Here is a 22,452-nt window from a genome sequence, read left to right as displayed (position 1 = left end):
ATCCTTTGCAAAGAATGATACGGTTATAGGACAAACTTTCCGTAAAGGAGGATTTCCCTTGAAGAAGACGCTCCCGCTTCTGCTTTCGACAAGCTTCGTACTGACCATCCTTGCCGGTTGCCAAGATCAACCGACAGCTGAAGAACGATTAGATGCCTATATCAAATTATGGGAAAAACAAGATTACGATAAAATGTATGCTGATTATGCCAGCAAGGAAACTCAAAAAACATACGGTAAAAAAGAGTTTGTCGATCGGACAAAAAAATTAGCTGATTCTCTTGCCATTGAAAAGATCTCTGTCGAACGCCTGAAAACCACAGAAAACGAAGAGAAGGAACAGACAAGTTTACCGGTGAAAATTTCTTTTGAGACACTGGCCGGACCGGTTTCCTATAAAAAGGACATCCCGTTAACGTTCGAGAAACAACAAGATACGGAAAACTGGTACATTGACTGGGATTCTTCGTTTGTTTTAAAGGATTTCAAGAAAGAGGATCAAGTCCAGTTGACGACGCTCGATGCCAAACGTGGTGATTTACTTGATGTCAAAAATCAGCCTCTCGCCACGACAGGCACCGGTTACCAAGTCGGTGCCGTTGCAGGTAAAGTCAAAGATCTTACTGCGCTTGCCAAACTGCTCGACCGTCCTGTCTCTGCAATCGAAGATGCACTCGGCGCCAGTTGGGTCAAGGACGGACAATTCGTTCCGCTGAAGACGTATACAGCAAACGACAAATCAAAAATCGACCGCCTCAAGCAACTCGACGGTATCAGCGTCAAGGAAACGGAAGTCCGGACATATCCGTTCGGGAAAGCGACTTCCCATTTGATCGGCTATACCGGTTCCGCAACAGCGGATGACATCAAACAATCAAAACAAACGATCCAAGCAGGCGAACAAGTCGGAAAACGCGGTCTCGAGCAGGTACTCGACGAAACATTACGCGGGAAGTCCGGTGCCCAAATCAACATCGTTAAGCCGGATAAAACAACGGTTACCGTCGCCGAGACGGAAGCAAAGGATGGACAGGATATCGAGCTGACGATCGACGGGAAGTTACAACAAACGACCTATGCGACGATGAACGATGATCCGGGGACTGCGACCGCGATTGATCCCCGGACCGGTGAGACCCGTGTCCTGCTAAGTTCTCCCGGATTCGATCCGTCGGAATTTACAACGGGTATTTCACAGGCCCGTCTCGATACGTTGACGAACGATCCCGATCAACCGCTGTTAAACCGGTTTACGAGTGCCTTTGCTCCCGGCTCGACCCAAAAACCGTTGACGGCAGCGGTCGGCTTAAAAAGTCAAACGCTCGATCCGGAAAAAGCGTATACGATTGACGGGTTAAAGACAAAAGTCGACGGGTTCAACGTCACACGGATTCACGAGACACCGGATCCGGTCAATCTCCATAATGCCTTGGTCTACTCGGATAATATCTACTTCGCCAAATCAACACTCGAACAAATCGGAACCAAAACGTTTACTTCCGGTCTTGAAGCACTCGGGTACGGAGAAAAAATTCCCTTCACTTATCCGATGCGGGCATCACAAATTTCAAACGACGGTTCGATTGCTTCCGACGGTCAGCTGATGGATACATCTTACGGACAAGGACAGATGCTGACAAACATCCTGCACCTTGCTTCGATGTACGAAATCTTCCTGACAGACGGGACAATTTATCGACCGACGTTGCTGGCCGAAGAAAAAACGAAGCAGGTTTGGAAAAAAGACGTGCTCGACGCAAAAGATGCTGCAATGATCCGCGACGATCTGTATGATGTCGTTCATGCGGGCTACTCCTTACCGGCTGATATTCCTGAAATTAAAGTTGCCGGCAAAACCGGCACAGCTGAACTAAAGAAGTCCGGTGAAGAAAACGGTCAGGAAAACGGCTTTTTCGTCGGCTATGATAATGACAAGAAAGATTTGCTCGTTGCGATCATGATTGAATCGGTCGAGAAGGAAGACCGGGGCAGCCCGTATGTATCGGGTCTTGTTGCAGACGTTTTAAAAAGTCATGCCAACAAATGAAAAGTGATACTACAGCAAACGAGGGTGCCGGAATGAAATCCGGTACCCTCGTTTTGTCATGCTCCTATTTTTACACCGTCACGTCCGGCAGGCGGGCTGCCATCAATTGTTCAATTGCCGTTTCATCCCCTTGCTGCAACAATTCGACGATTTTACTGCCAACGATGACACCAGCGACACTTGTACTGAGCTGACGGACGTGTTCCGGTGTACTGATCCCGAAGCCAGCCATGACCGGAACCGGACTCAGTTGCGCCACTTTCGCCAAATGCTGTTCAAGTGAATCCCCGAAGTTGGTTTGTCCCCCTGTCGTCCCGTTAACGGTCACGGCGTAAAGGAACCCTTCGCTGCGCGTCGCAAGTTTTTCAATTCGTTCAATCGGACTTGTCAGCGAGACCAGTTGAACGAGTGCGATGTCTGTTTTATTGCGTCCGGCAAAAAACTGATCGCTTTGTTCGAGTGGCAGATCGGGAATGATCAACCCGTCGACACCGACTTCACGGCACGTCGATAAAAAGGAATCAATACCGAAGCGGAAGATTGGATTCAAGTACGTCATGACGACGATTGGCACGCTAGTTGACTGACGCGCAATCCGGATCGCCTCAAGGACATCCTTCAAACTGATTTTCTCTGCCAGTGCCCGTAGTCCTGCTTCCTGAATGACCGGACCATCGGCAACCGGATCGGAAAACGGCACCCCGACTTCAATCACCGTCGCACCGGATCGTTCAAGAAACGCTAAAATATCCGGCAGACGATCGATGCCTCCGTCTCCTCCCATGACATACGGGATAAACGCTTTTTCACCACGTGCATTAACTGTTCGGATTGCTTCTTCTAATCGCATCATGCTTCCCCCTTCAAGGCATTTCTGACGGTCATGACATCTTTATCGCCGCGTCCTGAAAGACAGATGACGACAACTTCTTCCGGTTGCATCCCTTTTGCGAGTTCCGTCGCCTGTGCGACGGCATGAGCCGACTCCAGTGCCGGAATGATGCCTTCTTTTTGACAGAGCAGTTGCAAGGCATCGAGTGCCTGTTGATCCGTTACTGCTTCGTACTGAACACGGCCGATGTCTTTTAGCAGGCTGTGTTCCGGTCCGACTCCCGGATAGTCCAGTCCGGCTGAAATCGAGTGTGCTTCCGTGACTTGACCATGCTCATCCTGTAAGAGATACATCATTGAACCGTGCAGGACACCGACCTCACCTTTAGACATCGTGGCGGCATGTTTCTCCGTCTCGAGTCCGTTTCCGGCTGCTTCGATGCCGTACAATGCGACTTCTTTATCGTCGATAAACGGATGGAACATGCCAATTGCGTTGCTTCCGCCTCCGACACAGGCAACGATGGCTTCCGGTAACTTGCCTTCTTTTTCAAGAATCTGCGCCCGTGTTTCCTTACCGATGATCGCTTGGAAATCACGGACGATTTCCGGGAACGGGTGGGGGCCGAGGACCGATCCCATCAAGTAATGCGTATCGTCGACGTGTTTGACCCAGTAACGTAACGCTTCATTGACAGCATCTTTTAACGTCCGGCTTCCTTGCGTTACCGAAACGACTTTCGCGCCGAGCAACTCCATCCGGAAGACGTTTAATTCCTGGCGCCGGATGTCTTCTTCTCCCATAAAGATGACGCATTCGAGATCAAGTAGCGCACAGACGGTCGCCGTCGCGACACCGTGTTGTCCGGCACCGGTCTCGGCAACAATTTTCCGTTTTCCCATCCGTTCGGCGAGTAGTGCTTGCCCAATCGTATTGTTGATTTTATGGGCACCGGTATGGTTCAAATCTTCGCGTTTCAAGTAGATTTTTGCGCCGCCGATCGCCCGCGTCAAATGTTCCGCGTAATAAAGCGGTGTTTTTCGTCCGACATAATTTTCGAGTAAATCATTCATCCGTTCATGAAACGCCGGATCTTCCTTCACTTCGGCATAGGCTTGTTCGAGCTCAAGAACGGCCTGCATCAATGTTTCCGGAATGTAACGTCCTCCGTAGATTCCGTATTGTCCCAGTGCATCAGGTTGTGAATAACGTGTCATTTAAAAGTCTCCTTTACGGCATCATGAAATGCCTGCATTTTTTTCGTATCTTTTCGACCATTCGTTTCAATACCGCTTGAGACATCAACAGCAAACGGCTGATACCGTTCAATCACTTGTCCGACGTTATCTGCCTGCAGACCACCTGCGACGAACATCGGTTGATCGACCCGTAGATCGGTTGTCCAATCAAAGGTTTGACCGCTTCCCGCTTCCGGTGCATCAAATAACACATAATCGGCGTCCGGATGAACCGTAATCTGTGTTCCGGCTGCGAGCGCCTGAATGACCGGCACCCGCTTCTCCCGGTACAGCTCATCCGGGACCTGCCCGTGAAGCTGAATCAAATCCAATCCGACCTGCTCAATCGCTTCCTCGACTTCCTGTTTCGTCGGAGAGACGAAGACACCGACGACCTGGACCGTCTCCGGAATTTCTGCCCGAAGCCGTGCTGCTTCCGTCAATGTGACCTGCCGCTTGCTCGGAGCAAAGACGAATCCGATATAGTCCGCCCGTTCAACGGCGAAATGGACGTCTTCTTGCCGCTTCAGCCCACAGAACTTAATACGTGTCATGTTTCACTCCGTTGACGGCTTGAATGAAAGTTGCCGGATCTTCCGCCCGCATTAACGTTTCCCCGATTAAAATTCCATCTGCACCTGCCGCGTGAAGCATCTGCGCTTCAGCAACGGTCTTGATGCCGCTCTCACTGATATAGCGGACATCCGTTGATTTCGTTTTGAGTAACTCGATTGACGTGTCGAGACTGACTTCGAATTTCTTCAGGTTCCGGTTGTTGATGCCGATAATTTTCGCCTGCAACCGTTCCGCCCGTTCCAGCTCCGCCGCATCGTGCACTTCGACCAATACTTCGAGGCCACTCGCATAAGCATAGGCGTATAGATCGTGTAAGGTTTCGTCGTCAAGCGCCGCAACGATCAACAGAATCAAACTGGCACCATGAGCTTTCGCGAGATCAATCTGGATCCGGTCGATCATAAAGTCCTTACACAGCACCGGAACGTTGACTGCTTTCGTGACGGCCGCTAAATCTTCCATGCTTCCTTTAAAATACGTTTGATCGGTCAAGACCGAGATGACCGTTGCCCCACTTGCCGCATACCGTTTCGCCTGTTCAACAGGATCGACATGCAATGAAATATCACCCTTTGACGGTGAAGCCCGTTTGATTTCGCCGATGACGGACAAATCCGTCCCTCCAAGTGATTGATGAATCGACTGGTTGAGCTTCCGGGGTTCCGCCGCTCTGACCCCGTCGATTTTCAGACGGTCGACTTCCTGTCGTTTCGTCTCGATGATGCGGTCTAATATATTCATCCGATTGCCTCCTGTTGTTTCATCCGTTGTAAATAATGTAATTTTTCAAGTGCCCGACCGGAATCGATGCTTTCCGCCGACCGTTCGATTCCTTCGCGAATCGTCTCGACCCGCCCTTCCGCAAACAAAGCGATTCCGGCATTGAGTAAGACGGTATCCCGGTATGGACCCGCTTCCCCGCGGAGGACCCGCAAGAGGATTTCCGCATTTTCTGCAGCCGTACCGCCACGGATGGCTTCGAGTGGCGCGACCGCCAGTCCAACTTCTTCCGGGTGAAGACTGAACCGGATCAACTCGCCTTGATCGAGCAGCACCAATTGATTTGTTCCTGCGAGTGATGCTTCATCCATCCCACACGCTCCGTGTAAGACGATGGCACGTTTTCGTCCAAGCCGATGTAAGGTCAAGGCCATCGTCTCAAGCAAATCTTCCCGGTAAATTCCGAGTAACTGTGTTTTTAATGGTACCGGATTCGTTAGCGGTCCAATCAGATTAAAGATTGTCGGAATCCGTAAATCGCGGCGGACTTTCATGATCTGTTTGACACGCGGGTGCATCCGTTGGGCGAACAGAAACGCAATCCCGTTTGCTTCAAGCAACTTCGCAATGTCTTCTGCCGTCACATCGAGCGGGACACCGAGTGCTTCGAGTACATCGGCACTGCCCGTTTTGCTTGAGACACTCCGGTTTCCGTGTTTTGCTACTTTGGCTCCGGCACCGGCCAAAACAAATGCCGCTGTCGTACTGATGTTAAAGGATTGGGAACCGTCGCCGCCTGTTCCGCAGTTATCGATAAAATCCGTTCCCGTCACCGGAATGTCGAGTGCGACTTCCCGCATGATGGAAGCAAGACCGGCCAGTTCTTCCGCCGTTTCACCTTTGGCTTTCAGTGCAACGAGAAAAGCTGCAATTTCACTGTCTGTGACATCTGCCGCAAATAAGGCGCGGGCCGCCTGTTGCATTTCATCAAAGCGGAGATGATTGGCATTCGTCAATTTCGTCAATACGTCCTTCATTCCTGTCACTCCTTCGTCAGTTCGATAAATCGTTGAATCATTTGTTGTCCAAACGGGGTTCCGATCGATTCCGGGTGAAACTGAATCCCGTATGTCGGATGTGTGTGGTGTTCGAGTGCCATGATTGTTCCGTCATCGGTCACGGCGGTCACTTCCAGTACTTCCGGTAAGCTCGTCCGCTCGACGATCAAGGAATGGTAACGCATGACGTCGAGTTGTTCCGGAAGACCGGTAAACAATCGTCCGGTTTGCCGGATTGTTGATGTCTTTCCGTGCCGGATCTCATCCGCTTCGATGACACGGCCGCCAAATGCTTGACCGATTGCCTGGTGTCCGAGACAGACACCGAGTATCGGGATCTTTCCGGAGTATGTCTCAATCACGTCGAGGCAAATACCGGCATCACTCGGATGACCCGGTCCCGGCGATAAGATGATTCCAGCCGGATTCAAGTCGGCAATCGCGCTCACTTCAATCGCATCATTTCGGATGACTCGGATCTCATCGTAGACGGCTGCATATTGATACAGGTTATAGGTAAAAGAATCATAGTTGTCAATCAGTACAATCATTTCCAGACCTCCAGTAACGACTTCGCTTTATGCAACGTCTCTTCATACTCCAAGGTCGGATCAGAATCATAGACTATACCCGCTCCGGCCTGAACGTACGCTTTTCCGTGTTGGATGACCATCGTCCGGATGGCGAGCGCAAAATCAAGATTTCCGCTGACATCAAAATACCCGACCGCTCCGGCATAGACTTCCCGTTTTTTTGTCTCATATTGATTGATCAACTGCATCGCCCGAATCTTCGGGGCTCCCGAGACGGTACCTGCCGGCAGACAGGAAATCAATGCGTCCGCTCCTGTACGTCCTTCCGCAAGTCTTCCTTCGACGACGGAAACGAGATGCATGACATTTTTGAACCGTTCGATTTCCATTTCCCGCGAGACATGGATGGTACCGACCTGGCAGACTTGACCAAGATCATTTCGTCCTAAGTCAACGAGCATCCGGTGTTCAGCCTGTTCTTTCTCGTCGTTCAATAAATCATGCGCCAGTTGCGTGTCTTCCTGTTTCGTTTTTCCGCGGGGCCGTGTCCCGGCAATCGGATTTGTCGTGACATGACGACCTTTGACCTGGACCAGACTTTCCGGTGATGCACCAAGGACGATGACTTCTCCTAAATCAATGTAAAAGAGATACGGGCTCGGATTGTCCTGGCGCAGCTTCCGGTAAAAGTGGAACGGGTCGCCGGCGAATGTCGCATCGAGCCGTTGCGACAGGACCAGTTGGAACACATCTCCCTGACGAATATGTTGTTTCGCCTGTTCGACGAGTGATATAAAAGTTTCTTTTTCAATCTGCGGTTGATAGACGATGTTTTCAAGCGGGCGCTCGATCCGGGTCTGCTGACCGGTTTGTTCCAGTAAGGTTTTGCGGAGCTTCAGTTTCCGAATCATCTCCTGCCGGTCCGTCAGTCCACCGAGTGACGTATGAATTAAATGCACCCGGTGTTCCAGGTGGTCATATAAAATAATTTCGTCATAGACGGCAAGCAAGGCGTCCGGCAAATTGCGGTCACTGTCCGGTACCGCTCCGATGTTCTCATACGCCCGAATCGCATCATAGCCGACATAGCCGATTGCGCCGCTTAAGAACGGAAAGTCGGCATCGGTCGTCCCCCGTGTCACAGACTGTTGCAACAGCCGGACCGGATTCCCTGTCATCGTCACGGTTTCTTCCGTCTGAAGATGGTGCCGCGTCACTTGATTGCCTTCCGCCCGAAGCAATTCGACCGGATTGACGCCGATGATCGAGTAACGACCGTTACTGCCGCTCGCTGAGCTTTCAAGCAGACATTTCCGGTCTCCTTCCAGATTTAAAAAGATGGAGATTGGCGTCAATTCATCGCCGTTCATTTCGATTTGCTCGATTATCAATTGTTCTGTCTCGATCATCCTGTTCGCCTCCTGATATAAAAAAAGTCCTCCATACAGCAAATGCCGTATGGAGGACGATAGACTCGCGGTGCCACCTCACAATTGGAACGATACACGTTCCCACTCTTCCGATGCGTCTTGACGAGACATCGTAGCCTAAGATAACGGGGGCTTCCGTCACGACCTACTTACCGTTCAGTCATGCTCTCATGAGACCATTCATCAGACATCGCTGTACGGAAGTTCCACCTCTCTCCCGCTCTCTGGAACAACGATTTGTCTGACTACTTAACTCATTCATCGATTTACTTATTCACTTAAATACGAAAAGGGTTTCCCCATCCATTCATGTTAAACATGAAGGACGGGAAAACCCGCGGTACCACCTTCGTTGACTAGTACTAGTCCCCTCGAACGAACCGGTCACCCTGATTCGTCGTCCTTGATAACGGAAGGTACCCGTCAGAGCCTACTGTAAGTTCGGTCTGATGCTCAGAAGCCCATTCACCTGTTTCCCGATACTGATTCGCACCACCCATCAGCTCTCTTAAATCGTTTCATAGGTTACTTTTCTTCGTCATTGCGTCTATGTTCTTTAATTGTCCTTCATGTTACGTGGGAAACCGTTTTCTGTCAATAGATTTGTCTTAATCAATATAAAGACAGTTGATTCGGGTCGATTGACTCGAGTGCGTGTTTGACCGTCTGCAGGAACTGACCGGCAACGAGTCCGTCGAGTACCCGGTGGTCAATCGACATACAAAGGTTGACCATATCGCGTGCTGCGAACATGCCGTTCACCCAAACCGGACGTTTGACGATTGATTCGACCGACAAAATCGCCGCTTGCGGGAAGTTCAGAATCGGTGCTGACTGAATCGAACCAAATGATCCGGTATTGTTGACCGTAAACGTTCCACCCTGCATCTCGCTTGACGACAGTCGTCCGGATTGCGCCCGTTTGCCGAAATCATCGATTGCCCGCGCCAGTCCTTTAATGCTGAGTTCATCCGCATTTTTGACGACCGGTACGAACAAGGCTTCTTGCGTCGCGACCGCGAGGGACAAGTTGATTGCTTTTTTCTGGATGATCTTGTCGCCCGCCCACGTCGAGTTCATGATTGGATGTTTCTTTAATCCTTCAACGGTTGCTTTCATGAAGAACGGGAGGAATGTCAATTTGACCCCTTCTTGTTTAAAGAATGCCTCTTTGTGACGATTCCGGGCTTCGACCAGGTTCGTCACGTCAACTTCAATCATCAACCAGGCATGCGGTGCTTCCTGTTTTGAGCGGACCATGTTCGTTGCGATTGCTTGGCGGACACCGGCCGTCGGAATTTCGATGTCTCCGGCTTCTGTCGTGCTCGTCATCGGTTTAGCCGCTTGCGGTCGCACTGCTTGCGGTTGTTCATGTCGTTCCGGTTGTGCTTCCGGTTTTGGTGCCGGCACCGACTCAATCGTCGGCGCTTCGACCGTATCCGGTTGCGCGATTTGTCCGGTTTCGACGATTTTGAGCAGGTCTTTCCGGGTAATCCGACCACCTGCCCCCGTTCCCGAAACCTGCTCCAAATCAATCCCGTGCTCGGCAGACAATTTAAGAACGGCCGGTGAATAACGTTTCTTCATCGATTGATCACTTGAGACCGGTGTTTCTTCGATTGCTGGAACGGCTTCTTCCGTTGCTGCGACTTCTGTTGATCCGCCGCTGACCTGCAAGGTTATGATCGCTTCCCCAACTTGCAACGTGTCCCCTTCTTCTGCCAACAGTTGATCGATGACACCGTCGAAGGACGATGGGACTTCTGCTGTCACTTTATCGGTGATGACTTCCGCGATCGGATCATACTTCTTGACTGTATCACCCGGTTTGACGAGCCAAAGGGAAATCGTTCCTTCCGTTACACTCTCACCAAGTTGTGGCATCGTTAATGTTTCAGTTTTCATTGACGTTTCCCCCTTAGTACGCGTGTAGCGTCCGGATTTTATCTTCGATTTTTTCGCTCGAGACGTTAAAGAATTTCTCCATCGTCGGCGCGTATGGCATCGCCGGGACATCCGGACCGCACAGTCGTTCGATTGGTGCGTCGAGATCAAATAACGCTTCTTCCGCAATAATCGCCGACACTTCACTCATGACACTGCCTTCTTTGTTATCTTCTGTCACGAGCAAGACTTTTCCGGTTTTCCGGGCTGCCTCGACGACCGCTTCCCGGTCAATCGGATAAACGGTCCGTAAATCAAGAATATGAACATCGATGCCGTCTTTCTCAAGACGTGCCGCTGCGTCAAGGGCGAATTGAACACAAAGACCGTACGTGATCACCGTCAAATCTTCGCCTTCCCGTTTGACATCAGCTTTGCCGATTTCAACGATATAATCCTCTTCCGGTACTTCACCTTTCAGGAGACGGTATCCGCGCTTATGTTCAAAGAACAACACCGGATCATTCGAACGGATTGCTGCCTTCAGCAGCCCTTTAGCATCGTACGGATTCGACGGAATGACGATTTTTAAGCCCGGTGTCGAATTGAACATCGCTTCGACGGATTGTGAGTGGTAAAGTGCGCCGTGAATTCCGCCGCCGAACGGTGCCCGGATGACGATCGGGCACGACCAGTCATTGTTCGAACGGTAACGGATTTTCGCCGCTTCACTGACGATCTGGTTGACGGCCGGCATGATGAAATCAGCAAACTGCATTTCAGCAATCGGTCGCATCCCGTACATCGCAGCCCCTATTCCGACACCGGCGATTGCACTCTCAGCGAGCGGTGCGTCGATGACACGTGCTTCCCCGAACTGTTCAAGTAATCCTTGTGTCGCCCGGAAAACGCCACCGCGGACGCCAACGTCTTCTCCGAGGACGAAGACCGATTCGTCGCGTTCCATCTCTTCTTTAATTGCGCTGTTGATTGCTTCGATTAAACTTAATGTCGTCATTTCGTTTCCCCCTCATCGTACACGTAACGGAGTGTGTTTTCAGCTGTATCATAGGCTGCTGCTTCCGCATAAGCCGTCGCTTCGTCTACTTCCTGCTCAAGTTTCGCTTCGATGTCTTGTGCCGTTTCTTCCGTTAAGACACCCATCTGAATTAATTTTTCACGGAACAGTTTAACTCCGTCACGTGTTTTCAGTTCAGCCAGTTCTTCTGCCGAACGATACGATTTATCGTCATCATCCGATGAATGGGGAACAAGCCGTTCGACTTCGACTTCAATCAACGTCGGACCATCACCGCGGAGACCACGCTCACGCGCTTCTTTGACCGCTTTATAGACCGCAAGCGGGTCAATTCCGTCAATCGTCACACCCGGCATCCCGTATCCGATCGCCCGGTCGGCGACGTGTTTCGCCGATAATTGTTTCGAAAGCGGCGTTGAAATCGCGTATTTATTGTTTTCACAAAACAGGATGACCGGTAATTTATGAATGCCGGCAAAGTTCGCCCCTTCATGGAAGTCGCCCTGGTTCGATGAACCTTCGCCGAATGAAACGTACGCGACAAGCGGCTCTTGACGCATCTTTGCAGCGAGGGCAATCCCGACGGCATGTGGAACTTGCGTCGTCACCGGGCTAGATCCCGTGACGATGTTTAAAGCACGCGAACCGTAATGACCCGGCATTTGCCGTCCGCCGGAGTTCGGATCTTCCGCTTTTGCGAAAGCGGACAACATGATGTCACGTGACGTCTGACCGAAATGCAACACGACGCCGAGATCGCGGTAGTACGGTAGGATATAGTCCGTCCCTTTTTCAAGCGCGTAAGCGGCGCCGACTTGGGCCGCTTCCTGCCCTTGACAGGAAACGAGGAACGGGATCTTTCCAGCCCGGTTCAATTTCCACATCCGTTCGTCAATCTTGCGCGCCCGGACCATCGTTTCAAACATTTGAATCGCATCTTGCTCCGTCAAACCCAGTTCGACGAGTTCTTTGAATTCTATTTTTTCCATCTGTTTTTCCTCCTTAGGCGTGAACCGCTAATCCGTCAACTGCGAGTGCTGCTTCACCGAATGCTTCTGAAAGTGCAGGGTGTGGGTGGACGAGTTGTCCGACTTCCCATGCCGTTGCATTCAGGACAAGGGCAAGACCGCCTTCACTGATTAATTCAGTTGCTTTTGGTCCAACGATATGGACGCCGACCAAATCATCTGTTTTCGCATCGGAAACGAGTTTAATAAATCCTGCCGCTTCCCCTTCAATCCGGGCTTTTCCGAGACCGTTAAAAGAGAACATCCCCGTTTTGACGTCCAGTCCCGCTGCGACAGCCTCAGCTTCCGTCAAGCCGACCGAGGCTGCTTCCGGCACACTGTAAATACAACGTGGAACAAACGCATAGTTCAGTGGTGTCGTCGAACCGTTGACAATCGTCTCGACCGCTTTTGCACCTTCTGCCGATGCGACATGAGCGAGTTGCAGACGTCCGATGACATCACCAATCGCAAAGATGTGATTATCCTTCGTCCGGAACTCATCATCCACCTGGATGAAGCCGTTCTCAACGACGATGTTCGTATTTTCAAGTCCGATGCCCTCGACATTCGCCATCCGACCGATCGCGACCAACAACTTATCTGCCGCAAGCGTCGTTTTGTCGCCGTTACGGTCGACATCAATCGTCACGCCGGACTCGGTTAACTGGAAACTGTCACTTTGTGCTGCAGCACTCGTCATGATTTTGACGCCGCGCTTTTTGAGCTGACGGGCTACTTCCCGGCTGACAGCTTGATCTTCTGTCGGTAAAATCCGGTCGCTGAACTCGACGACCGTGACCTCTACGTCAAAGTCCGTCAACATCGACGCCCATTCAATCCCGATGACACCCCCACCGATAATGACGATCGATTTTGGTAAGGCGTTCATGTCGAGCGCCTCATCCGAACTAAGCACATACTCGGAATCAAAGGCCAGACCGTTCAATGGACGTGGACGCGAGCCTGTCGCGACAATCAATTGACGCGGTAAGATCAACTCGCCGTCGCCCTCTTCCGGCTCGACGCTGATTGTTCCCGGCATTGGTGAAAAGATGCTTGGTCCAAGAATCGAACCGCGGCCGTGAAAGACTTCGATTTTTCCTTTTTTCATCAGATGCTGGATGCCGGATTCGAGACCATCGATGATCTCTTGTTTCCGTTGTTTGACCTGTTCGAACCGTAAAAACGATTCCGGTACGTCGACGCCGTATGTAGCGGCGTGTTTTACTGTCTGATAGACGGCTGCCGACTTTAAAAATGCTTTGGACGGGATACATCCACGATGCAGACAGGTTCCCCCGAGTTTTCCTTGTTCTACGATTGCTACCGTTTTCCCGGCTTGTGCAGCACGAATCGCTGCGACATATCCACCGGGTCCACCACCTAGGACAACGACGTCGAATTCTCTAGCCATGTTAGTTCGCCTCCATATTCCTTCACTTGTTCCTCTTGACGCAGTACACGTAAAACGCCTTCTGCGAGCGCACGTAACTCATCTTCACCCGGTATCCGGATGACAGATCCGATGTGTGCGATCCGTTCTTCAATCGCTTTTGTTAACCGGTCACTGTATGCGAGTCCGCCCGTTAAAATGACAGCATCGACTTGACCATATAAAACAGCACTTTGGGCCGCGATCTCTTTTGCAACTCGGTAGGCCATCGCCTCATACAGCAGAGCGGCTTTTTCATCGCCGTCGTCAATCCGACGTTCGATTTCGACCGCATCATACGTGCCTAAGTGCGCGACAAGTCCGCCTGACCCAACGACCAGACGCTTCATTTCCTCGAGTTTATACTTGGTACTATAACATAGTTCTACTAGTTGACCAACAGGCAGGGACCCGCTTCGTTCCGGTGAAAAAGCACCTTCTCCGTCAAGTCCATTGTTCACGTCAATCACACGTCCGTTCAGATGAGCACCGACTGTGATTCCGCCACCCATATGGGCTACAATCAGCCGTAACTGCTCGTATGGTGTGCCAATCTCTTTCGCATACCGTTTCGCGACTGCTTTTTGATTCAAGGCATGGAAAATACTTTTCCGTTCGAGTTCAGGTAAGCCTGTAAGGCGGGCAATCGGTTCCAGTTCATCTACGACGACCGGGTCGACGATGAAGGCGGGAATCGAGAGCATTTGACCAATCTCATCCGCAAGCAGTCCGCCAAGATTCGAAGCATGAACGCCAAACGTTCCGCTTAACAAATCATCACGCATTTCTTGATTGACCCGGTATGTCCCGCTGACGAGTGGACGAAGCAGACCACCACGACCGACGATAGCCGTAAGCGCTTTCAATTCAATTCGTTCTTGTGCCAACACATCAAGGACGACTTGTCGTCTGATCTTCAGCTGATCTGAAAGCGGTCCTCCGACCGCTTCAGCTGAATGGCGCAACGTTTTTGTAAACACTTGCTCTGTCCCATCAAAGATTCCGATTTTCGTTGAGGTTGACCCCGGATTGATGGTTAAAATACGTTCGCTCATTGAAATCCTCCTCTGATTTAACCGCGTGATCCCAGAATGTTTTTATCGCGACGTAAAAACTGGCTGCGGGCACTGCCCATTGTCGCAATCCGTTCTTCCGCCATTTTTTCCGCTGCCCGGTAAGTCGGCAGATGATCACGTTTTGCAATCTCGATGACTTTCGCTACTGCATCATAGACCAGTTCCACTTTTTTCATCGCACGTTCCCGGTTATACCCGTCGAGTTCGTCCGCCACATTGATGACGCCGCCTGCGTTGATGACGAAGTCTGGTGTATAGAGAATACCGCGTTCCTGAAGCATGTCCCCATGACGGTCTTCTTTAAGTTGGTTGTTCGCGGCACCGGCAATGATCTTGACTTTTAGTTGTGGAATCGTCTCATCATTTAATGTCGCACCCAGGGCACACGGTGCAAAGATATCAGCATCGACACTATAAATTTCATCCGGTCCGACGACCAAAGCACCAAACGCTTCTTCCGCACGGCGTAACGCATCTTGATTGATATCCGTGACAATCAATTTTGCGCCTTCTTCGTGCAGATGACGGCATAAGTTAAAGGCAACGTTACCAACGCCTTGAATCGCGATTGTTTTTCCGCCGAGTGAATCTGTACCGTACACTTCTTTAGCTGCAGCTTTCATCCCGCGGTAAACACCGTACGCCGTGACAGGTGACGGATTACCACTTGATCCGAATGCCGGGCTGACGCCTGTTACGAAGTCCGTTTCCATATGAATGTAATCCATATCGGCTACTGTCGTATTGACGTCTTCCGCTGTGATGTAACGTCCGTTTAACGACTGTACGTAACGACCGAATGCACGGAACAACGCTTCTGATTTTTGAGTCTTCGCATCACCGATGATCACGGCTTTCCCGCCACCAAGGTTAAGACCGGCTGCGGCATTTTTATATGTCATGCCTTTTGCCAATCGTAACGCATCAATCAAGGCTTCCTCATCCGACGCATAGTTCCACATCCGGAGTCCGCCGAGTGCCGGTCCGAGTGTCGTATCATGAATCGCGATGATGGCTTTTAACCCTGAGACTTTATCGTGACAAAAAACGACCTGTTCGTAATCTTCCATTGCCATTGTTTCAAAAATACTGAATCGTGCTTCTACGTTTGTTTCAACCATCGTTAGTTCCCCCTTAGATTGTTTGCTTGATTTTTTTGGTAGGCTGCGCATTAAGTAAAGCAAAGGCCAATGAATACAGTTTCGCTTCCGCCGTATCGGCCCGACTCGTCAAGACGACCGGTGCTTTAGCTCCGACCAAGATAGCGGCGACCGAAGCGTGCGCAAAATACATCAGTGATTTATAAATCACGTTTCCGACCTCAATTTGCGGAACGACGAGTAGATCGGCTGCCCCCGCAACGTCTCCTGTCAATCCCTTTTGTTTCGCCGCTTCTAAATTGACAGCATTATCGAGAGCGAGTGGACCGTCAACAAGGCAATCCTTGATTTGTCCGCGTCGATTCATTTGTGTCAGTAAGGCAGCATCAATCGTTGCCGGCATCGTCGGATTAACGACTTCGACAGCCGCTAACACCGCCACTTTCGGCAAGGAGTATCCGACTGCCCGAAGTGCGGTCACTCCGTTTTCAATGATGTGGACTTTATCTTCCAGTGTCGGTGCGATATGAATCGCAGCATCGGTCAATCCGATGGCTGTCTCCCGTCCCGGTACTTCAAACAACGCAACATGGGACAACACATTTCCTGACCGTAAACCCGTTTCCTTATTTAAGACGGCTTTCATGAACGTTGCCGTCGGAACGAGTCCTTTCATCAAGACATCCGCATCCCCTTTGCGGACGGCATAAGCGGCACGCTCGGCTGCTTCTTGTGCCGTGGCCGTATGCGTGATGACGAATTGCGCCTCACTCAGCTGCCGATCATGGATCATTTTTTGAATACGTGTCGCATCCCCAAACAAATGAAAACGGGCTAAATCGTTCTCAATTGCCAACGCCACGGCATCCATTACTTCTTCATCATCTGCTGATGCAATCGCAACGACTGCATCTTCAAGATCTGCTGCCTGCTGAACCATCTGTTCAAACCTCAAGCCATTTCCCCCCTTACCTGTCATTCTCTTTATTTAATAGCAATTTTCATGCCAATTTTAAAACGACTATATACCAACATTCACTCCTTTATTTTTGCATGGAATTGCATTTATTTGCAATATGTTGCATGCAATAAACTGCAAATCAACATCGGATATTAAACCGCTCCACTTTGTAATAAAGAGCTCGTAAAGAGATGCCTAATTGTTTAGCCGCTTCAGTCTTGTTTCCATTTACAACATCAAGCGCCTCCCGAATCAATTGTTCTTCCACGTGCGACATCTCATCCGACAGGTGTTTGATTTCTTTTTTCGGACGTTCCGATCGTTTAGGTGGCGTCGAAACTACCAGTTGCAAATGACCTTTTCGTAAGACCTGCTCCGTTTTATCCGTAAAAATCAGTGCACGTCCGATGACATTTTCGAGTTCACGGACGTTTCCTTTCCACGTCTGTTTTCGAATGGCATCCAAAGCGTCTTCGGAAACCCGTTCGACGGATCGTCCGTAACTTTGATTTAATTTACGCAACAGATGTGTCGTCAATGGCGCAAGATCGTCAGGTCGTTCACGGAGAGCCGGAATATGAATCGGTAACCGGTTGATGCGGTAATATAAATCTTCCCGGAATTCCCCGGTGATGATTTTTTGCTCGAGATTGGCATTCGTCGCTGCAATGATTCGGACATCGACCGGGACCGCTTTAGCTCCGCCGACTCGAACGACTTCATTTTCTTGCAACACCCGTAATAACTTCGCCTGGACATCAAGCGGCAGTTCACCAATCTCATCTAAAAACAGAGAGCCGCCATGCGCTTCTTCGAAATACCCTCGTTTCCCGCCACGACGGGCTCCCGAGAACGCTCCGTCTTCATAACCAAACAACTCGCTTTCAAGCAGGCTCGGTGCAATCGCTGCACAATTGACCCGGACGAATTGTTCATACCGACGATCACTTGCAGCATGAATCGCATGTGCAAACAATTCCTTTCCGGTACCGGATTCTCCCCGGATTAAGACATTGACCGGCATCGTCGCTGCAAGCTTCGCCTGATCGACGACAAAACGCATCGATTCACTTTCGGCGATGATGTCATCAAACGTGTATTTCGCTTCAAGCGTCCGGATTTTTTGTTTGGCAGCTTTCAGTTCTTTCGTTAATGCCTTCATTTCCGAGATATCCCGAATGACACCAACGGATCCCCGTACTTGACCATCAACGACGACAGGAGCTGCATTCACGATAATATCCCGTCTGTCTTGACCAATCTTCATCCGGGCATCGCGGACACTTTCCCCCGTTTCGAGTACCCGTAAATGGACAGATTCCTGCATCCCGATATCAGCACTTGCCGGTTTACCGATGACGTCATCCTCTGTATAACCGGTCATTCGCGTATATGCCGGATTGATCAGCATCGTCTCACCCGCCTGATCAGCGACTGAAATCGCTTCGCTCGTACAATGAATGATCGCTTCGAGCATCCGCTCCTTTTCTGCCAGCCGTTCCAGTAACACACGAACGAATTCTCCCGGTAAAACGGCGGCGTCCGGAAAATAATGAATCAATTGTTTAAGCACACCGTGTTCTCCGGTCGCGTCAATAATAAAATCAATGGCTGTTCCCTGAAAAGCCGCCCAAGTTTTTTCTACCCGGATTTGTCCCCGTTTTGCGAGTTGAACGCCTGTCGCGTGTTCGTCTGGATCGACGACCCCGATAACCGTCAACAAAGGCGAACGTTGAAAAGCATGTAATACTTCTGTTCCACCGCGCCCCGCACCAACAATCAAGAGATGATGCATTCTGATTCCCCCTTTGAAACTGCTTACATCTTTATCCTACCTGTATTAAAACAGGAGGGCAAATCGAATTCGCAGTCATCTGGATTTTCTGATACAATACGCTTGGAAAGGGGTCACAATCATGCGAATCATCGGTCTATTATCTTTATTCATCCCGGGCATCATCGGTGCCATTGGCATCAAGTTGATGCGGGACAGTGTTTTCTTAAAAGCTCAGTTCCCCTTCCGGTATCTAGGGGATTCTGCCTATGTATATGTTTTACAAGGGTTCACCGGTTTAGCGTTAGCTATTGGTGGCATCGGTTTCGTCGCAGGTTATGTTTTTTACCGCGATCGTAAACGTGGCAAAGTATCGGATCGTTATCAAAAAAAATAAGCACACAAAAAGGTCCCCATCTCTTGAACTCATTTCAAGCGCGGGACCTTTTATTCATATAAAGTTGGTTTCACTTACGGATGAACTCCTCTCATAGTAGAACTATTCGTGTACTTCAAAACCATAGGTTGTCCTCTTAATGAAGAGGTTGAAAGAAATCAGATTTGGCTATCGGGCGATCGATAGAAAGATATAGCTACTCCATCATCTGACTTTACTTGGACCTAGGTGAAGCATAATGTCATCCGCTTAACGCAGTCGATCATTCGGTTGCTAACATTCACTGCTAGACAACACTCCTTTTCACGAACTGTACTTGTTACGGGTCTTGCTTGGTCTTGCTTGGTCTTGCTTGGTCTTGCTTGGTCTTGCTTGGTCTTGCTTGGTCTTGCTTGGTCTTGCTTGGTCTTGCTTGGTCTTGCTTGGTCTTGCTTGGTCTTGCTTGGTCTTGCTTGGTCTTGCTTGGTCTTGCTTGGTCTTGCTTGGTCTTGCTTGGTCTTGCTTGGTCTCTTGCTTGGTCTTGCTTGGTCTTGCTTGGTCTTGCTTTGGACGTTTATTTTACGTTACCCTCCACTTTTTCCTTGCTTCGAAATCGTGAAGTTTCATACCTGTTTGAAATAAATCTTCCAAAAAAGATATGAAATGCCTTGGTAAAAACTCTACCAAGAGAATGTCGTCCATCATTCTTGAGCCGTTTACAGGTGGCGACCTGAGATGAAATGTGTTGAACGGTTTTCCGGGAACCAATTCAACTCGACGTTCATCTGACGTCTTTCCAAATCATTTGGTACCTTTATTATAACAAACATTTCAGTTTATGCAACATTTATTTAATGAATATTCAGTTTTTATTTATCTAGTAAAAAAAATCAGGATTATACGGATACGTTCATCCGCACAAACCTGATTTTTCTCTGTTCAAGATCCATTCATATGGTTTGACACATAAGAAATGAACTCGGAATTTTTTGGACTTTTCTGTTGTTCAATCCGTCCGTTGAATAAGGTATGTTCACTCATACCTTCTTTCCAGGCCGACTTAATCGCATGACGCATCGCCCGTTCGACACGAGAAGAAGTTGTTTCATGTTTTTTAGCAATCATCGGGTATAACTCTTTTGTGATCAACCCCAATAAATCTTCTCGTTCGAGTACCATCAAGACGGCATCTTTTAAGTACGTGAACCCTTTGATATGCGGAGCGATCCCAATTTCCCGTAGCGTGGTTCCGACTTTCGTTTCAACCGGTTCTGCTTGGTTCGTCTGAACACCGTGAACGACCAGGCGGATTTTATTGACGAGTTGATCCAGACTAAACGGTTTTAATAAAAAGTAGGCAGCGCCCAGTGAAACCGCTTGTTGCGATACTTCATCTTTTCCGAACGCACTTAACATGATGACAGCCGGACTGTTCTTTTGATTCATCAATGCTTCCAAGACACCTAACCCGTCGAGATGAGGCATGATGATATCTAATAACAGGACGTCCGTCTCGACATGTTCCAATTTCTCGAGGCAACTCTCGCCATTATAGGCGACACATACCACTTCCATGTCTTCTTGGGCAGATAGATGTTGCCGAATCAATTCGACCATCTCACGGTTATCATCTGCAATCCCCACTCTAATCAATTGTTACACCCCATTTTTAAGCGATTCCTTCATATGCATTGCCTGTTCCATCAGTTCTTCCGCATGACGCAACGTCAAATCCGTCATATGTGTACCGGAAATCATCCGTCCCAGTTCATTTCCGCGCTCCGAATCCGTCAGAACGTTGACCTGTGTCGTCGTCCGGTCCGTCTCTTCGATTTTCCGGATATACAGATGTTGATCCGCAATGGAAGCGACTTGAGGCAAGTGAGTGATACACAACACTTGACTGTCGATCGACAGACGATAAATCTTTTCCGCCATCGCTTGGGCGACACGTCCTGATACGCCTGTATCCACCTCATCAAAAATGATGGATGCTACACCGACTGAACGCGAGAAAATCGATTTCAGACCAAGCATGATACGTGACAATTCGCCGCCTGAAGCAACTTTTCCAAGTGATTTAAACGGTTCTCCAGCATTCGTCATGATATAGAACTCAACGAAATCGATTCCGTTTCTACGTAAAGTCGGTACCTTTCCGTCCTGTAGGAAACGAATTTCAAACCGGGCTTTTTCCATATACAACTGACGCAGCTCGAGATGAATCGCCTCACCTAAAAGATGAGCTTCTTTTCTCCGGACTTGGGACAACTCGCCACCGATCTCGAACAGTTCCGTTTCCAACTGTTCCACTTCTGTTTTCAGTTTCTCAATCCGCTCATCCCGGTTTGTCATCGCATCCAGTTCCACACCGATTTTTTTCCCGTAGGCGATGACTTCTTCAATCGTCGCCCCGTATTTCCGTTTCAACTGTTGGAATACGGATAGACGGAGTTCGATTTCATCAAGCCGATTCGAATCAAACTCTAATGTCTCCAGTTGATCACGGACCGCATACCCGACTTCCTCCATCGCATAAAATGCATTCGCCAGGGTATCACTTTGACCTGAAAACTCGTCATCGATACTTGAAGCCTGCTGCAATTCACGCATCGCGTCTCCTACGGAATCGATACCGCGTCGTTCATCATGCAACGCATCGTAAGCCGCACTGAGAGAAGCATGAAGCTTTTCGAAGTTCGCTAACCGGTTTCGTTCGCTCAACAACTCTTCTTCTTCTCCTTTTCGGAGTTTCGCACTATCGATTTCTTCCGTTTGAAAGGACAGCAAATCGATGCGTTGCGCTAATTCCTGCTCGCTTTGCGCCAACGCTTGTAAGGCATCACGTTTTTCTTCATACTGCTGAAAACGTTCTTGATACCGTTCGAGAATCGGAGCAATCGTCGCATGTCCGAAATCATCCAAAATCGTTTGATGATACGTACTTTCCATCAAATGTTGATGTTCGTGCTGACCATGCAGATCGACAAGCGCCCGTCCGAATTCCCGCAAAATCGTCAACGTGACTAATTTATGATTGACGCGACAGACACTTTTTCCGGAAGCAAACAAATCACGTCGTAAAATAATCATGCCGTCTTCCATGTCGATCCCGTACTCTTCGGCTAACGAATACGCCATATGACCGTCTTCAATCATGAAAAGACCCTCTAATTCAGCCTTGTCCTCACCGTACCGAACAAATTCAGCAGACCCGCGACCACCGATCAGTAATCCAATCGCATCCAGCACGATCGATTTGCCGGCTCCTGTCTCTCCGGTCAAGACCGTCATACCTTTTTTAAAATCAATCTGTAGCTGGTCAATGATTGCAAATTGTTTTATCGATAGTTCAGCTAACATCTT

Annotated in this window: 19 protein-coding genes and 2 other annotated features; of the genes, 2 read left to right on the top strand and 17 right to left on the bottom strand. The window is 49.5% G+C overall.

Going from position 1 to position 22,452, the window contains the following annotated elements; all coding sequences use genetic code 11:
* Window positions 1-58: 58 nt before the first annotated feature.
* The gene (locus AC3IRK_RS04965) at window positions 59-2,047 is read left to right on the top strand and encodes a penicillin-binding transpeptidase domain-containing protein (protein WP_489170463.1); all 1,989 of its coding nucleotides are present in this window, start codon (window positions 59-61) and stop codon (window positions 2,045-2,047) included.
* Between the two features lie 70 nt (window positions 2,048-2,117).
* Here AC3IRK_RS04965 and trpA read toward each other — a convergent pair whose 3' ends face one another.
* From trpA to AC3IRK_RS04890, 15 genes are all read right to left on the bottom strand, one after another.
* Window positions 2,118-2,897 (bottom strand): tryptophan synthase subunit alpha, encoded by a 780-nt coding sequence (gene trpA, locus AC3IRK_RS04960; RefSeq protein WP_489170724.1) that lies wholly within the window; start codon window positions 2,895-2,897, stop codon window positions 2,118-2,120.
* Window positions 2,897-4,096 (bottom strand): tryptophan synthase subunit beta, encoded by a 1,200-nt coding sequence (trpB, locus tag AC3IRK_RS04955; RefSeq protein ID WP_489170462.1) that lies wholly within the window; start codon window positions 4,094-4,096, stop codon window positions 2,897-2,899. Before trpB ends, trpA begins: the two co-directional genes overlap by 1 nt.
* A complete protein-coding gene (locus AC3IRK_RS04950) occupies window positions 4,093-4,671 on the bottom strand; it encodes a phosphoribosylanthranilate isomerase (protein WP_131973172.1) in 579 nt (192 codons plus the stop codon). The genes trpB and AC3IRK_RS04950 overlap by 4 nt, the downstream gene beginning before the upstream one ends.
* Window positions 4,658-5,434: an indole-3-glycerol phosphate synthase TrpC gene (gene trpC / locus AC3IRK_RS04945; RefSeq protein ID WP_131973173.1), complete on the bottom strand. Its 777-nt coding sequence runs from the start codon at window positions 5,432-5,434 to the stop codon at window positions 4,658-4,660. The genes AC3IRK_RS04950 and trpC overlap by 14 nt, the downstream gene beginning before the upstream one ends.
* Window positions 5,431-6,450, bottom strand: a complete 1,020-nt coding sequence (gene trpD, locus AC3IRK_RS04940; protein ID WP_131503115.1) for an anthranilate phosphoribosyltransferase — start codon at window positions 6,448-6,450, stop codon at window positions 5,431-5,433. The genes trpC and trpD overlap by 4 nt, the downstream gene beginning before the upstream one ends.
* A 5-nt stretch (window positions 6,451-6,455) precedes the next feature.
* Window positions 6,456-7,022 carry an anthranilate synthase component II gene (locus tag AC3IRK_RS04935; protein ID WP_188005257.1) on the bottom strand — a complete coding sequence of 189 codons (567 nt, stop codon included), beginning with the start codon at window positions 7,020-7,022 and terminating at the stop codon, window positions 6,456-6,458.
* Window positions 7,019-8,413 carry an anthranilate synthase component I gene (trpE, locus tag AC3IRK_RS04930; protein WP_131503117.1) on the bottom strand — a complete coding sequence of 465 codons (1,395 nt, stop codon included), beginning with the start codon at window positions 8,411-8,413 and terminating at the stop codon, window positions 7,019-7,021. Before trpE ends, AC3IRK_RS04935 begins: the two co-directional genes overlap by 4 nt.
* Window positions 8,414-8,462: 49 nt before the next feature.
* Window positions 8,463-8,705, bottom strand: a binding site (T-box leader).
* 47 nt (window positions 8,706-8,752) lie between these two features.
* Window positions 8,753-8,985 (bottom strand) — a binding site (T-box leader).
* A 61-nt stretch (window positions 8,986-9,046) separates the two neighbouring features.
* Window positions 9,047-10,339 carry a dihydrolipoamide acetyltransferase family protein gene (locus tag AC3IRK_RS04925; RefSeq protein WP_131973175.1) on the bottom strand — a complete coding sequence of 431 codons (1,293 nt, stop codon included), beginning with the start codon at window positions 10,337-10,339 and terminating at the stop codon, window positions 9,047-9,049.
* 13 nt (window positions 10,340-10,352) lie between these two features.
* On the bottom strand, window positions 10,353-11,336 hold the full coding sequence (locus tag AC3IRK_RS04920) for an alpha-ketoacid dehydrogenase subunit beta (protein ID WP_131503119.1): 984 nt from the start codon (window positions 11,334-11,336) through the stop codon (window positions 10,353-10,355).
* Window positions 11,333-12,346, bottom strand: coding sequence for a thiamine pyrophosphate-dependent dehydrogenase E1 component subunit alpha (locus AC3IRK_RS04915; protein WP_114596332.1), 1,014 nt, complete (start codon window positions 12,344-12,346; stop codon window positions 11,333-11,335). The genes AC3IRK_RS04920 and AC3IRK_RS04915 overlap by 4 nt, the downstream gene beginning before the upstream one ends.
* A 13-nt stretch (window positions 12,347-12,359) precedes the next feature.
* On the bottom strand, window positions 12,360-13,781 hold the full coding sequence (gene lpdA, locus AC3IRK_RS04910) for a dihydrolipoyl dehydrogenase (RefSeq protein ID WP_131973176.1): 1,422 nt from the start codon (window positions 13,779-13,781) through the stop codon (window positions 12,360-12,362).
* Window positions 13,751-14,854 carry a butyrate kinase gene (gene buk / locus AC3IRK_RS04905; protein ID WP_188005255.1) on the bottom strand — a complete coding sequence of 368 codons (1,104 nt, stop codon included), beginning with the start codon at window positions 14,852-14,854 and terminating at the stop codon, window positions 13,751-13,753. The genes lpdA and buk overlap by 31 nt, the downstream gene beginning before the upstream one ends.
* 17 nt (window positions 14,855-14,871) lie before the next feature.
* The gene (locus AC3IRK_RS04900; protein ID WP_114596335.1) at window positions 14,872-15,996 is read right to left on the bottom strand and encodes a Glu/Leu/Phe/Val family dehydrogenase; all 1,125 of its coding nucleotides are present in this window, start codon (window positions 15,994-15,996) and stop codon (window positions 14,872-14,874) included.
* Window positions 15,997-16,009: 13 nt separating this feature from the next.
* On the bottom strand, window positions 16,010-16,930 hold the full coding sequence (gene yqiS / locus AC3IRK_RS04895; protein ID WP_131973178.1) for a phosphate butyryltransferase: 921 nt from the start codon (window positions 16,928-16,930) through the stop codon (window positions 16,010-16,012).
* 145 nt (window positions 16,931-17,075) lie between these two features.
* Entirely contained in the window at window positions 17,076-18,731 is a 1,656-nt protein-coding gene (locus AC3IRK_RS04890) for a sigma 54-interacting transcriptional regulator (protein ID WP_131503123.1), read from the bottom strand.
* A gap of 121 nt (window positions 18,732-18,852) precedes the next feature.
* Between AC3IRK_RS04890 and AC3IRK_RS04885 the strand changes: the two genes are divergently transcribed.
* Window positions 18,853-19,107 carry a DUF2627 family protein gene (locus tag AC3IRK_RS04885; RefSeq protein WP_131503124.1) on the top strand — a complete coding sequence of 85 codons (255 nt, stop codon included), beginning with the start codon at window positions 18,853-18,855 and terminating at the stop codon, window positions 19,105-19,107.
* Window positions 19,108-20,025: 918 nt separating this feature from the next.
* Here the strand turns inward: AC3IRK_RS04885 and spo0A are convergent.
* Entirely contained in the window at window positions 20,026-20,739 is a 714-nt protein-coding gene (gene spo0A, locus AC3IRK_RS04880; RefSeq protein ID WP_131973180.1) for a sporulation transcription factor Spo0A, read from the bottom strand.
* 3 nt (window positions 20,740-20,742) lie between these two features.
* Entirely contained in the window at window positions 20,743-22,449 is a 1,707-nt protein-coding gene (gene recN, locus AC3IRK_RS04875) for a DNA repair protein RecN (protein WP_131503127.1), read from the bottom strand.
* Between the last annotated feature and the right edge of the window lie 3 nt (window positions 22,450-22,452).

Source organism: Exiguobacterium sp. GL_137, assembly GCF_057834585.1.
This window is presented reverse-complemented; position numbering and strand designations above follow the sequence as displayed.

What these genes read in the sequence shown, in the direction of transcription:
- trpA (WP_489170724.1), bottom strand. Translation starts at nt 2,897, where the DNA reads ATGCGATTAGAAGAAGCAATCCGAACAGTTAATGCACGTGGTGAAAAA.
- trpB (WP_489170462.1), bottom strand. Translation starts at nt 4,096, where the DNA reads ATGACACGTTATTCACAACCTGATGCACTGGGACAATACGGAATCTAC.
- AC3IRK_RS04950 (WP_131973172.1), bottom strand. Translation starts at nt 4,671, where the DNA reads ATGACACGTATTAAGTTCTGTGGGCTGAAGCGGCAAGAAGACGTCCAT.
- trpC (WP_131973173.1), bottom strand. Translation starts at nt 5,434, where the DNA reads ATGAATATATTAGACCGCATCATCGAGACGAAACGACAGGAAGTCGAC.
- trpD (WP_131503115.1), bottom strand. Translation starts at nt 6,450, where the DNA reads ATGAAGGACGTATTGACGAAATTGACGAATGCCAATCATCTCCGCTTT.
- AC3IRK_RS04935 (WP_188005257.1), bottom strand. Translation starts at nt 7,022, where the DNA reads ATGATTGTACTGATTGACAACTATGATTCTTTTACCTATAACCTGTAT.
- trpE (WP_131503117.1), bottom strand. Translation starts at nt 8,413, where the DNA reads ATGATCGAGACAGAACAATTGATAATCGAGCAAATCGAAATGAACGGC.
- AC3IRK_RS04925 (WP_131973175.1), bottom strand. Translation starts at nt 10,339, where the DNA reads ATGAAAACTGAAACATTAACGATGCCACAACTTGGTGAGAGTGTAACG.
- AC3IRK_RS04920 (WP_131503119.1), bottom strand. Translation starts at nt 11,336, where the DNA reads ATGACGACATTAAGTTTAATCGAAGCAATCAACAGCGCAATTAAAGAA.
- AC3IRK_RS04915 (WP_114596332.1), bottom strand. Translation starts at nt 12,346, where the DNA reads ATGGAAAAAATAGAATTCAAAGAACTCGTCGAACTGGGTTTGACGGAG.
- lpdA (WP_131973176.1), bottom strand. Translation starts at nt 13,781, where the DNA reads ATGGCTAGAGAATTCGACGTCGTTGTCCTAGGTGGTGGACCCGGTGGA.
- buk (WP_188005255.1), bottom strand. Translation starts at nt 14,854, where the DNA reads ATGAGCGAACGTATTTTAACCATCAATCCGGGGTCAACCTCAACGAAA.
- AC3IRK_RS04900 (WP_114596335.1), bottom strand. Translation starts at nt 15,996, where the DNA reads ATGGTTGAAACAAACGTAGAAGCACGATTCAGTATTTTTGAAACAATG.
- AC3IRK_RS04890 (WP_131503123.1), bottom strand. Translation starts at nt 18,731, where the DNA reads ATGCATCATCTCTTGATTGTTGGTGCGGGGCGCGGTGGAACAGAAGTA.
- AC3IRK_RS04885 (WP_131503124.1), top strand. Translation starts at nt 18,853, where the DNA reads ATGCGAATCATCGGTCTATTATCTTTATTCATCCCGGGCATCATCGGT.
- recN (WP_131503127.1), bottom strand. Translation starts at nt 22,449, where the DNA reads ATGTTAGCTGAACTATCGATAAAACAATTTGCAATCATTGACCAGCTA.